Origin of the sequence: Bosea sp. Tri-49, assembly GCF_003952665.1 — a bacterium.
Lineage (GTDB): Bacteria > Pseudomonadota > Alphaproteobacteria > Rhizobiales > Beijerinckiaceae > Allobosea.
The window spans coordinates 4,615,344-4,627,028 of the sequence record NZ_CP017946.1; the positions used below are offsets into that span (position 1 = coordinate 4,615,344).

Below are 11,685 nucleotides of genomic sequence, written 5' to 3' on the forward strand. Positions count from 1 at the left end.
TTGTCCGGACGCTAGGCCCTTATGCGATCATGCAAGCTTTGCAGGAGCATCATCACTGTGCAAGGAGCCACTTGACAGACAAGATGGTATTTGGTCGTTATTGTCCCGCCGAGGTTTGACTTGGCCTTCAGCCCCGCGATTTGCGGGGCGATTTCTGATATCGCCGAACCGCCGTCATGCTCGCCCTTGTGGCGAGCATCCACGTCGTGAACACGGCGTTCGATCAGTGAAGTAAAGACGTGGATGATCGGGACAAGCCCGACCATGACGAGCTTCCTTACATCGCCCAGGCTGGCGCTGCGCCTTTGATCTGCCGTGTTCAGGCCGGAAGCTCGTCTCGAGGGCCGGCCGATGCGCGCTTCTGCCTCGATCACGATTGCGATCCTGTTCGCTGTTGGAGCGACCCAGACGCGCGCGCATCGGGCGCCCGGCGGCTGGGACTATCCGTTCGAATGCTGCTCTGAGGCCGATTGCGCGCGGATCGAGGCGAGCGCCGTCCGGGAGACCCCGTCCGGTTTCGTCGTGACGATCATGCCGGGCCGGCATCCGATGTGGGCCAGCGAGCGCCGCCAGCCGGCCGTGCTCGACATCCCCTATCAGAAGGCCCGGCTCTCGCCTGACGGGTTCTTCCATTTGTGCATGAACGATGCGGGCGAGCTGCTGTGCTTCTACTCGCCAGGTGGTGGATCGTAGTGCTGATCTGGCCACGGGTGAGAAGCGGGCGTCCGTCGCCTTGCAGATGCGAGCTTGACCGTTGCATGTTAGGAGCCGAACAAAGAGCGATCCAGGCAATGAGCGAAATGGTAGCTCCGAGATGCTACGTTTTCACTATTATCCGGGGTTCATCAGCCTCGCCCCACACATAGTCATTGAAGAAATTGGCCTGGAATACGAACTGTCGTTCGTGAATTTGCATAAGGGGCCAAACAAGAGCTCATCCTATCAAGCGCTACACCCCGACGGCCTTGTTCCCGTCCTGGAAGACGGCGATCTGGTTCTCTACGAGAGCGTTGCCATCATCCTTCATCTCATCGAAATGAAGAGCGAAGCATCGCTTCTGCCAGAGCAAGGCAGCGCTCTCAGGCCACAATTTTACAAGTGGCTCATGTGGCTCTCGACCGCCTTACACGCCAATCTGTCGCTTTATCTGCACCCCAACAAGGTCGCGTCTTCTGCGGGAGCGCAAGCCGAGGTGCGAGACGCAGCCGAGCAACGCGTGAACACCCAGTTCGACCGTGTCGAGGAAGAGTTGGCGCGGCATGGTGGCGCCTGGTTTCTGGGGGGCACTTACACCGCTGTAGACGCATATCTCTTTACGCTTGCCCGCTGGTCGCGTGGCATGCGTCATCCCGCTGCCAGTCGACCGCAATTGGGCGCTTACCTGCAACGTATGATCGCTCGGCCAGCCGTGCAGCGCGCCCATACGCAGGAGCATATCCCGCAGCCATGGGTCTGACGTTGAAAGTTAGGATAGGAAGCAGGCATCGCCTCTAGCGAGGCCCTTACGCGTTTTGCCCGCCGCGTACTGATAGGGCATGTCGGGCGCAAGAGTGCGGGCTTCGGTTCCAATTTAAATTGTGGAGAGTCTATGATCTTGCTCGGTTGGCTGGCCCTATTTTTGGATCCGAGGTTATCTATTTCCGTTGTGTTAGGGGCAGGGCTCATAGCATTTGTATTTGGAGATTTATTTCTATCTTTCGCTATAGTATTTATTATTGCATGGCTCTTTGAGCGGTTTTTACTGACGGATGGGTCTGATTTTAGTTTTGAGAATTATACTGTTGTCCTTGTGCCCGCTTTGATTTGGTCGGTGCTTGGAATAGCTCTCGGCTTGTTTGCTCGAAAGTCTAAGATCAAGTGATGATGAGCGCATCAATCGGGAGGGCTCTACCGATTGATGGTCCGAGTTTGAGTGGAAGGGCAGCTCTGGGTGAGTTGCCTTTCTATCCCTCATACCTCGCCAGCCGCTCCAGATCGAGGATCGTCACCTCGTTGTGGCCGACCTCGACCAGGCCGAGCTCGGCGAGCTTGGCGAGGCTCTGATTGGCCATTTGCCGGGAGATGCCGGCGAGCAGGCCGAGCTCCTCCTGTGAGATCGTCAGCGTCCGGTCCTTGTTCGGATAGAGGATTGGGTTGAATAGCCAGGCGAGGTTACGGGCGAGGCGCCCGGTCGCGCCCAGCATGCGGTCATATTCCGCGAGCCCGATGAACTGCGCCAGGCGCTCATTGAACTGGTGGACCAGGAAGCGGTTGAAGGCGGCCGAGTGCTCGAACAGCCAGAGGAAGGTCTGGCGCCGCATCAGCGCGACCTTGCTCTCGCGCAGCGCGACGAGGTCGTAGCGCCGCGCCTCGTTCTTGATGATCGTGCCCTCGCCGAACCAGGCGCCGCCGCGCAGGCCGGCGAGCGTCGCCGACTTACCACTGCGCGAGGTCGTGCTCATCTTGAGCAGGCCGTCGGCGACGCCGGTCCAGGATTCGAGCCGGTCGCCGACATGGCAGACATAGGCGCCCTTGCCATAGGCCTTGATGCTGGTGCCGCGCCGCGCTTCCTCGAACTCCTCCGGCGTCAGGTCGTTCGACCAGGCGGCGATGCGGCGCAGCTCGTCCTCGGAAATCAAAGTTCGCCGGCCTTTCGGTTCAAGCGGATGGCGCCACTATGCGGCCGGCTTCATCGCAAACTCAAGCCGGGCGGGCCATGCCGTCGAACCGGCATCCGCGTCGTGCGTTTCCTCGCCAGTGAGGAAGGAGCAGGACATGCAGGACGCAGTTCGCACCGGCGACCACCATCCCGCAGTCAGCCATGCCACTATCGAGATCGATGGCGTCGAGATCTTCTATCGCGAGGCCGGGCCGCGCGCCGCACCGGTGCTGCTGCTGCCGCACGGCTATCCCTGCTCCTCCTACGAGTTCCGCAATCTGTTGCCGGCCCTGGCCGATCGCTGGCGTCTGATTGCGCCTGATTATCCCGGTTTCGGCTACAGCGCGACACCCGACGGCTTCAGCTACGACTACGAGGGCTATTCGCAGCTGCTCGAACGCTTCGCCGATCGCCTCGGCCTCAAGCGCTTTGCGCTCTATTTGCACGATTACGGCACCTGGATCGGGCTTAAGCTCGCCAGGCGCGCGCCGGAGCGCATCACCGGGCTGATCATCCAGAACGGCGACATCTACGAGGATGCGCTGGGGCCGAAATACGAGGGCATGAAGGAGTATTGGCGCAGGCCCACGCCGGAGGGACGCCGGAAACTCGAGGACGCGGTGAGCGAGGAGGGTTTTCGCGAAGAGTTCCTCAACGAGGTCCGCCCGGAGATCGCCGGTCGTATCCCTCCCGATCTCTGGAAACTGCACTGGCCATTGATGAATACGCCGAAGCGCCGGGCGATCAGCGTCGGCCTGATGGAGGTCTGGAAGGAGAATTTCGAGTGGTTCCCGCGCTACCAGGCTTATCTGCGCGAGCATCAGCCGCCGACGCTGATCGTCTGGGGGCCGCAGGACGGCTACATGCCGGAGAAATCCGCGCGCGCCTATCTGCGCGACCTGCCGCATGCCGAATTGCATCTGCTCGATGGCGGCCACTGGCTGCTGGAGACTAATCTCACCGAGGTCGTCGCGCTGATCCGGCCTTTCCTGGGTCGGTTGGAGCCCCCTGAACGCCAGCGCCTCACGGCCTGATCGCGGCGGCGAGCGACAGGAGCAGCAGTGCGGCGAAGATCAGGTTGACGATGCGGTTGCTTCTGGGATCGCGGAACAGGCCGGTCAGGCCCGAGCCGGCGAGCAGCCAGACGATGTTGACCGCGGCGATCACGAGCAGAAGCAGGCCGATCTTGAGGCTGGCATCGAGCGCCGGCTGCTGCGGCAGGAGAGCGAAGCCCGAGAACAGCGCGGCCATCGCCGCATAGCCCTTGGGGTTGACGAGCGAGAGCGCAAAGCCGGCCGCGAAGGAGGGCGCGGCGGCATCGCCGTTTGCCTCGGCGAGCGGCGGTGCCGTCGCGATGCGGAAGGCGAGGTAGAGAAAATAAAGCGCCGCCAGCACGGTGACGACCGGTGCTAGGCCAGGCAGCGCCAGGATGACGGCGACGACACCGCTCGCGGTCAGGGCCATCACCGCGAGCATGCCGAGCGTGATGCCGGCGCCATAGCCGAGGCCGCGGCGCGTGCCGAAGGCGGCGCCGGTCGCGGTCAGGCTCAGCGTCGCCGGGCCGGGACTGCCGGTGAGAGCGACGCCGGCGAGGAGGAAGCCGGTCAGTCCGTCCATGATCCGTCTCCGCACATCGCTTTGCAGCGAGCGCAAAGAAGAGCGATAGAAGCGCCGCAAGTCTTGAACGTTCGTGCGAACCTTAGGTCACTCGCAAACCGGCCGTGACGGTCCATGCCAGTGCGAGCAGCGGATCACCGAGCAGAAATTGCCCCGCCTGAACTGCGGGTCCTTGTCAGCGAGCACATCCGCCTTGACGTTGCCGAAGGTCGTCTCCGGCTTGTGTCTGATGCCGTCGAAGAAGGCCTGGATGATGTCTTCCTTGAAAGCCTCGTCGCGCGGATGGGCGGCGACGACGGCCTCGCGCTCGGCATCGCCATACTCGCCATAGGTCAGGCCGAGCACGTCCATCTCGACGCCGGCTGTGACCAGGGCAACGATCGGGTGCATGTGCTTGGGGATGCCGGGCGTGGTGTGCAGCGCGATCGCCGTCCAGACCGTGTCGATATCCGCCTGCGCGATGCCGTGAGCGCGGAGGAAGTCGCTCGCGGCATTGGCGCCGTCGACCTCGAAACGCTCATCGGCGCTGCTATGCTGCTTCATCAGCCCCATGTCGTGGAACATCGCGCCGACATAGAGCAGCTCGCGGTCGAAGCTCAGCTTGCGCTTCAGGCCGGCCAGCGCGCCGAAATAATAGACCCGGCTGGAATGGTGGAACAGTAGCGGCGTCTCGGTATCGCGCACCAGCTCGGTCGCGGCGCGCGCCAGCCTGCTGTCGGGAATGCTCACGCCATGGATCGTCGTCATCAAGGCCTCCTGCGGATGAGTTCGACCGGAGGCTAGTGAGATGCTGGCTTGTCCTCAATTGATGTACTACGTCGATTTCTGCCAAAAGCGGATTGAGGGAGACATGGAGCGCCGCCGTGCCGCCGATCAGGACGATCGCCATCCTCGCTGTGCCCGGGGTCCAGTTGCTGGACGTCTCCGGTCCGCTCGACGTTTTCGCCGAAGCGAACCGGCAGGCTGGCGGAGCGCGCTATCGCCAGCTCGTCGTCGCCAGCATTGCCGGCCCACTCTCCAGCTCGTCGGGCGCCAGGCTGCTGCCTGATTTGTCGATCGCCGATGCCCATGCCGAGGACATCGACACGCTGCTCGTCGCTGGCGCGCCGCAGGCGGCGGAGATGGCGCTCGCGCCCGATCTTCTTGCCTGGCTTCGCGCGCAGGCTCAGCGTGCTCGGCGCTATGGCTCGGTCTGCAGCGGCGCCTTCATCCTTGCCGCGGCCGGGCTGCTCGATGGCCATCGCATCACCACGCACTGGGCCGTCGCCGGGCAGCTTGCCCAGGCCTATCCGGCCGTGACGGTCGATGCGGACGCGATCCATGTCCGCGACGGCCGGGTGCGCACGGCGGCGGGCGTCACGGCCGGGCTCGATCTTGCTCTGGCGCTGGTCGAGGAGGATCTCGGCCGCGAGGTCGCGCTGAAAGTCGCGAGCCAGCTCGTGATGTTCTTCAAGCGGCCGGGCGGCCAGCTGCAGTTCAGCCGCAAGGGCGAGGCCGAGCCTGCCGGACGCTCGGCCCTGCAGGAGGTCCAGCGCTGGGTCGCCGCCAACCCGGCCGAGGACCACAGCGTCGCCAGCCTGGCGCGGCGCATGGAGCTGAGCCCGCGCCATTTCGCCCGGCTGTTCCGCAGCGAGGTCGGGCTGACGCCGGCCGCCTGGGTCGAGGCTGCACGCGTCTCCGTTGCGCGCCAGCTGCTGGAAGGCGGCAAGGAGGCGCCCAAGCAGGTCGCCGCCCGCTGCGGTTTTGCCGATGCCGATACGCTGCGGCGGGCCTTTGCCCGCCATGTCGGCGTGACTCCGGCGGAATACCGCAAGCGCCATGCCCGGCTCGGCTGAACGCGAGCGGGGGCTACTCTGCCGCCCGCGGCATGGCCAACGCCTCTGCCGAGCCGTCGCGCAGGCGCTTCAGCAACTCGGCTTCCTCGGCCTTGGCAGCCGTGAGATGGCGCTCCTTGACGTGGCCGAAGCCGCGGATCTTTTCGGGGATCGCCGCGAGCACGACGCAGAGCGCGTGGTTCTGCGGGGTCAGCTTGCCCAGGATCTCGGCGACCAGCGCCTCATAGTCGGTGATCAGACGGCGCTCGGTCCGGCGCTCCTCGCTGTAGCCGAAGATGTCGAAGGCGCCGCCGCGCAGTCCTTTCAGCTTCGCGAGCAGGCCGAAGGCGCCCATCATCCACGGGCCGAAGCTCATCTTGCGCGGCAGGCCGGTGTTGGGATCGCGCTTGGCCAGCAGCGGCGGGGCGAGGTGGAATTCAAGGCGCACGGGCTCGCCCGATGCACTGTCCATTTCGAAGGTCGCGGCAAGCTGCTTGCGGAAGGCACCGTCGCTGTAGAGCCGGGCGACCTCGTATTCGTCCTTGTAGGCCATCAGCTTGAAGAGATAGCGGGCGACGCTCTCAGCCAGTGTGCTCTGACCAGGAACGATGCCCGCCTCCTTCGTTCGCACTTTCTCGACCTGATCGCGATAACGCGCCGCATAGGCGGCGTTCTGATAGCCGGTGAGGAAGTCGACACGGCGTGCGACGATCTCGTCGAGGCTCTGCGAGATCTGGCGGGCGTCGGTCGGTGCCTTGGCCTCGGCGAGGGTAGCGGCCAGCGCTTCGGGATCATGCGCGGCGCGGCAGCCGAGCTCGAAGGCCTGCTTGTTCATCGCGACGGCTTCGCCGTTGAGCTCGATGGCGCGCAGCAGCGAGGCGCGCGAGAGCGGCACGGCGCCGAACTGCCAGGCGTAGCCGAGCATGAACATGTTGGCGGCGATGGCATTGCCGAGGAAAGTGGTCGCCGCCGCAGTCGCATCGACGAGATGCGTGTTGTCGCGGCCGGCTGCGGAGAGGACCGCGCGCTTCAGCCGTTCGGTCGGCAGCGAGAAGTCGGCGTTGCGGGTGAAGTCACCGGGCATGCTCTCCGCGGTGTTGACGACGACGGCCGAGCCCGGGCGGATCGCGCCCAGCACTTTCTTCGAGCCGGTGACGGTGAGGTCGCAGCCGAGTACGAGATCGGCCTGGCCGGCAGCGACGCGGATGGCGTGGATCTCGTCCGGCGTCGGCGCAAGGCGGACATGGCTGAAGACCGCGCCACCCTTCTGGGCGAGGCCGGCCATGTCGATCATGCCGCAGCCCTTGCCTTCCAGATGCGCGGCCATGCCGAGGATCGCGCCGATGGTGACGACGCCAGTGCCGCCGACGCCGGTGACGACGATCGCGAAGTTGCGGTCGAGCGTGGGAACCTTTGGTTCGGGCAGCTCACTTGCGCCGAGGGCCGAGGCGTCCAGCGTGCGCGGCTCAGCCTTCTTCGGCCGCGCGCCATGCACGGTGACGAAGGAGGGGCAAAAACCCTTCACGCAGGAAAAGTCCTTGTTGCAGTTCGACTGGTCGATCTGGCGCTTGCGGCCGAACTCGGTTTCGAGCGGCTGGACCGAGACGCAGTTCGACTTCACCCCGCAATCGCCGCAGCCTTCGCAGACCAGCTCGTTGACGATGATGCGCTTGTCCGGGTCGGGATAGGCGCCGCGCTTGCGCCGGCGGCGCTTCTCGGTGGCGCAGGTCTGGTCATAGAGCAAAAGCGAGACACCGGAGGCGGTCGCCAGCTCGCGCTGGACGGCGTCGAGATCGTCGCGGTGGTGCAGGGTGGTGCCGGGAGGCCAGAGCGTGCCGGCCGGATATTTGTCGGGATCGTCGGAGACCACGGCAATGCGCGAGACGCCCTCGGCCGCGACCTGGCGGGCCATCTGGTCGGGCGAAAGATGCCCTTCCGCCTGCTGGCCGCCGGTCATCGCGACGGCGTCGTTGTAGAGCAGCTTGTAGGTGATGTTGACGCCGGAGGCGACGGCCCAGCGGATCGCAAGCGAGCCGGAATGGGTATAGGTGCCGTCGCCAAGGTTCTGGAAGACGTGGCCGCGCTTCGAGAACGGGGCTTCGCCGACCCAGTTGGCTCCCTCGCCACCCATCTGGGTGAAGCCGGCGGTGTCGCGGTCCATCCACTGCACCATGTAGTGGCAGCCGATGCCGGCATAGGCGCGCGAGCCCTCGGGCACGACGGTCGAGGAGTTGTGCGGGCAGCCCGAGCAGAAATAGGGCGTGCGCTTGGCGACCTCGATCGCCTCGGCCAGCCGGCCCTGAGCTGCGGCGATCTCCTCGAGGCGGGTCCTCAGTGCCGGATCGTCGCGGTACTGCAGCAGGCGGGCGCCGAGCGCGATGGCGATGTCGTTGGGGTCGAGCGCGCCATGGACCGGGAAGAGCCACTCGCCCTGCTCGTCCTTCTTGCCGATCACCATCGGCTGATGAGCGGTGCCGTAAAGCTCTTCGCGCAGCTGGACCTCGATCAGCGAGCGCTTCTCCTCGACCACCATGACGAGGTCGAGTCCTCCGGCGAAATCCTTCAGCTCCTGCGGGTCGAGCGGCCAGGGGCAGGCGATCTTGAACAGGCGGATGCCGAGGTCGTTGGCGCGGACCTCGTCGAGGCCGAGCTCCTCCAGCGCCTGGCGGACGTCGAGATAGGATTTGCCGACGGTGATGATGCCGATGCGCGGGCTCGCGCCACCCGAGAGGATGGTCTGGTTGAGCTTGTTGGCGCGCAAGTATGCGAGGATCGCGGCGCGCTTGTAGAGATGCAGTCGCTTCTCCTGGTCGAGGAAATCGAGCTCGCGGCGGATGCTGAGGCCCCCCGGCGGCATGACGAAATCATCGGGGATCGCGATGCTGACCCGGTCGACCGAGCCATTGACCGAGGCGGTTGATTCGATGTTGTCCTTGACGCATTTCAGGCCGACCCAGACGCCGGCGAAGCGCGAGAGCGCAAAGCCGTGCAGGGAATAATCCATGATCTCCTGGACGCCGGCCGGGTTCAGGATCGGCATCATCCGGTCGACCAGGACGAACTCGGTCTGGTGGGCGTTGGTCGAGGATTCAGCCGTGTGGTCGTCGCCGAGCAGGCAGAGCACGCCGCCATGGCGCGAGGTGCCGGCCATGTTGCCGTGGCGGAAGACGTCGCCGGTGCGGTCGACGCCCGGGCCCTTGCCGTACCAGAGCGCGAAGACGCCGTCATATTTGCCCTCGCCGGAGAGCTCGGCCTGCTGCGTGCCCCAGATCGCGGTGGCGGCGAGGTCCTCGTTGAGGCCGGGCTGGAAGACGATGTTGGCGGGCTTCAGCTGCTTGCCAGCTCGGGCGAGCTGCTGGTCGAGCCCGCCGAGCGGCGAGCCGCGATAGCCGGAGACGAAGCCGGCGGTGTTGAGGCCCGCTTGCCGGTCGCGTTCATGCTGGACCAGCAGCATGCGGGCGATGGCCTGCGTGCCGGTCAGGAAAATCTGCTGCTTGGAGAGGTCATATTTGTCGTCGAGCGCGACCACTCTTAGGTCCGCCTCGCCCGTTGGGGCGCTCTGCGAAGTCTGCTGCGTACCGGCCATGGCCGACCTCCCGACGATCGCATATCCATCGACTATGGGACCGGTAGGGCCGGCCTCCAATCCGTTATTATGTCAACAAGGCTGACATAACCGACGTGATATCGTCAAATCACTCTGGGCTAATTCCAGACTGCTCGATAGCGCTGCGCCGCGATTTGGCCGCCTTTGCGGGCGATGCCGGCAGGGCCTCCGGTAGGAGATTGCAGGGTAGGCGCGCAAGGCGCGTTTTTGTATGAAGGCCCAGCCGGATTCGCCGCAGATTCGAGGAAATTGCCGCGTGCCGCGATACTCGATGCTTTTGACGCTGTTCGCCGCTGCATTCGCCTGGCTCGGCCTCGCCTTGCCGGCGCTGGCGCATCCGCACGTCTTCGTGACGTCGCGCACCGAGATCCTCTACGGCACCGACGGCGCGGTGAAGGCGCTGCGGCATCGCTGGAGCTTCGACGAGGCCTACTCGGCCTATATGGTCCAGGGCCTCGACAAGAACGGCGACGGCAAGCTGACCTCGGACGAGCTCGCCGAGCTCGCCAAGGTGAACATGGAATCGCTGCCGGACGTCGGCTTCTTCACCATCGCCAAGGCGAATGGCAAGGTGCAGGAATTCGGCACGCCGGGCGAAGCCTCGCTCGCCTATGAGAACAAGATCCTGACGCTGACCTATACGCTGCCGCTGAAGACCCCGGCGACGGCCAACCGCTCCTTCGGCATCGAGGTCGGTGACCCCACCTATTTCGTTGCCTTCGAGATCGGCGAGGAGGCCGATGCGGTGGCGGCCCGCGATGCGCCCAAGGGCTGCATCGTCCGGATCATGCGCCCGCCCAAGCTCGACGCGGCGACGCAGCAGCGCCTGGCGCAGGAGGACATCACCGCGACGCCGGACATGAGCGCCTATCAGGTCACCACACGGGCGCTGGTGGCATGTCCCTGAGCGCCCCCGCCGCGCCGGGCCTGCCGCTCTGGCCGCGCCGGCTGCTGGTCGCATTGCTGGCGCTGGCTCTGGTCGCCGGCGCGCTCGGGCTGATCGCCTGGCTGGCCAGCCTCTATTTCCCGCCGCCGCCTCCGCCGCCGCGCAACCCGTTTGGCACGGCGCTGCCGCGCGAGGCGCTGCCGGCAACGACCGGCATCGGCGCGGTCATCCTCGCCTGGCAGTCGAGCTTCTATCGCGAGCTGACGGCGACGCTGAAGGCGATCGCGCAATCGCCGGCAGCACTCCCCGGCCTGCTTGGGCTCGCCTTCGCCTATGGCGTCTTCCACGCCGCCGGACCCGGCCATGGCAAGGCGGTGATCTCAGGCTACATTGTCGCCGATAATCGCAGCCTGAAGCGCGGGCTGGCGCTTAGTTTTGCCGCGGCAATCGTGCAGGCGCTGGTCGCGATCGGGCTGGTCGGCGCGCTGACGCTGGCATTGAACGCGACGGCCAAGACCATGGCCTCGACCACCTGGGTGATCGAGCAGGGCAGCTTTGCGCTGGTGGGGCTGGTGGGGCTCTTTGTGCTTTGGCGCAAGGCCGGCAACCTTGTCGCGCTCGGCGGCGGCGCGGCGCATGACCCCGCAACCTGCGACCATGTCCATATGCCCGGTGCCAATGAGGTCTCGCGCCTGCGCTCGTTCCGCGAGATGGCCGGCGTCGTGCTGGCGGCGGGCCTGCGGCCCTGTGCGGGCGCGCTGATCATCCTCGTCTTCGCCAATGCGCAGGGCCTGCTCTGGGCTGGCATTGCCGCGACCTTCGCCATGGCGCTCGGCACGGCGCTGACCACCGGGGCGCTGGCGGCGCTGGCGGTGTTCTTCAAATTCGCGGCTTTGCGCTTCGCCGGCGGCGGTTCACTCCGTGGAGCCCGGATCATCGCCGGGCTCGAAGTGCTGGCGGCCGCCTTCGTCGCGGTGCTGGGCGCGGCGCTGTTCTTCGGCCTGTGGGCCGCCGGGCAGGGGAGTTAGCTCACCGTCATGCTCGCCCTTGTGGCGAGCATCCACGTCTTGAACACCGCATTCCAGGAAGTAAGACGTGGATGGTCGGGACAAGCCCGACCATG

12 protein-coding genes are annotated in these 11,685 nt (G+C 65.5%); 7 read left to right on the top strand and 5 right to left on the bottom strand.

The window, feature by feature from the left end; translation table 11 throughout:
* Window positions 1-11: 11 nt before the first annotated feature.
* A complete protein-coding gene (locus BLM15_RS22350) occupies window positions 12-374 on the bottom strand; it encodes a hypothetical protein (RefSeq protein WP_126114820.1) in 363 nt (120 codons plus the stop codon).
* Here BLM15_RS22350 and BLM15_RS22355 point away from each other — a divergent pair.
* The 3 genes from BLM15_RS22355 to BLM15_RS22365 all read left to right on the top strand — a co-directional run bounded on the left by BLM15_RS22355 (window position 352) and on the right by BLM15_RS22365 (window position 1,861).
* Entirely contained in the window at window positions 352-693 is a 342-nt protein-coding gene (locus BLM15_RS22355; RefSeq protein WP_126114821.1) for a hypothetical protein, read from the top strand. The genes BLM15_RS22350 and BLM15_RS22355 overlap by 23 nt on opposite strands.
* A 121-nt stretch (window positions 694-814) precedes the next feature.
* The gene (locus BLM15_RS22360) at window positions 815-1,456 is read left to right on the top strand and encodes a glutathione S-transferase family protein (RefSeq protein ID WP_126114822.1); all 642 of its coding nucleotides are present in this window, start codon (window positions 815-817) and stop codon (window positions 1,454-1,456) included.
* Between the two features lie 132 nt (window positions 1,457-1,588).
* The gene (locus BLM15_RS22365) at window positions 1,589-1,861 is read left to right on the top strand and encodes a hypothetical protein (RefSeq protein WP_126114823.1); all 273 of its coding nucleotides are present in this window, start codon (window positions 1,589-1,591) and stop codon (window positions 1,859-1,861) included.
* An 82-nt stretch (window positions 1,862-1,943) separates the two neighbouring features.
* On the opposite strand, the gene BLM15_RS22370 is transcribed toward BLM15_RS22365, so the two are convergent.
* The gene (locus tag BLM15_RS22370; RefSeq protein ID WP_126114824.1) at window positions 1,944-2,618 is read right to left on the bottom strand and encodes a Crp/Fnr family transcriptional regulator; all 675 of its coding nucleotides are present in this window, start codon (window positions 2,616-2,618) and stop codon (window positions 1,944-1,946) included.
* A gap of 136 nt (window positions 2,619-2,754) precedes the next feature.
* Between BLM15_RS22370 and BLM15_RS22375 the strand changes: the two genes are divergently transcribed.
* Window positions 2,755-3,672 carry an alpha/beta fold hydrolase gene (locus BLM15_RS22375; protein WP_126114825.1) on the top strand — a complete coding sequence of 306 codons (918 nt, stop codon included), beginning with the start codon at window positions 2,755-2,757 and terminating at the stop codon, window positions 3,670-3,672.
* Here BLM15_RS22375 and BLM15_RS22380 read toward each other — a convergent pair.
* Together BLM15_RS22380 and BLM15_RS22385 are read right to left on the bottom strand one after the other, a co-directional pair.
* Window positions 3,662-4,255, bottom strand: coding sequence for a LysE family translocator (locus tag BLM15_RS22380; RefSeq protein WP_126114826.1), 594 nt, complete (start codon window positions 4,253-4,255; stop codon window positions 3,662-3,664). The genes BLM15_RS22375 and BLM15_RS22380 overlap by 11 nt on opposite strands.
* A gap of 87 nt (window positions 4,256-4,342) precedes the next feature.
* Window positions 4,343-5,002 carry an HD domain-containing protein gene (locus tag BLM15_RS22385; RefSeq protein WP_206438555.1) on the bottom strand — a complete coding sequence of 220 codons (660 nt, stop codon included), beginning with the start codon at window positions 5,000-5,002 and terminating at the stop codon, window positions 4,343-4,345.
* A 125-nt stretch (window positions 5,003-5,127) separates the two neighbouring features.
* On the opposite strand from BLM15_RS22385, the gene BLM15_RS22390 reads away from it, so the two are divergent.
* Window positions 5,128-6,090 carry a GlxA family transcriptional regulator gene (locus BLM15_RS22390; RefSeq protein WP_442859468.1) on the top strand — a complete coding sequence of 321 codons (963 nt, stop codon included), beginning with the start codon at window positions 5,128-5,130 and terminating at the stop codon, window positions 6,088-6,090.
* Between the two features lie 13 nt (window positions 6,091-6,103).
* Here the strand turns inward: BLM15_RS22390 and BLM15_RS22395 are convergent, their stop codons facing one another.
* The gene (locus BLM15_RS22395) at window positions 6,104-9,655 is read right to left on the bottom strand and encodes an indolepyruvate ferredoxin oxidoreductase family protein (RefSeq protein ID WP_126114829.1); all 3,552 of its coding nucleotides are present in this window, start codon (window positions 9,653-9,655) and stop codon (window positions 6,104-6,106) included.
* A 292-nt stretch (window positions 9,656-9,947) separates the two neighbouring features.
* Here BLM15_RS22395 and BLM15_RS22400 point away from each other — a divergent pair, with 292 nt between their 5' ends.
* On the top strand, window positions 9,948-10,583 hold the full coding sequence (locus tag BLM15_RS22400; RefSeq protein WP_164547606.1) for a DUF1007 family protein: 636 nt from the start codon (window positions 9,948-9,950) through the stop codon (window positions 10,581-10,583).
* Window positions 10,574-11,590 (top strand): nickel/cobalt transporter, encoded by a 1,017-nt coding sequence (locus tag BLM15_RS22405; RefSeq protein WP_126114831.1) that lies wholly within the window; start codon window positions 10,574-10,576, stop codon window positions 11,588-11,590. Before BLM15_RS22400 ends, BLM15_RS22405 begins: the two co-directional genes overlap by 10 nt.
* Window positions 11,591-11,685: the final 95 nt, after the last annotated feature.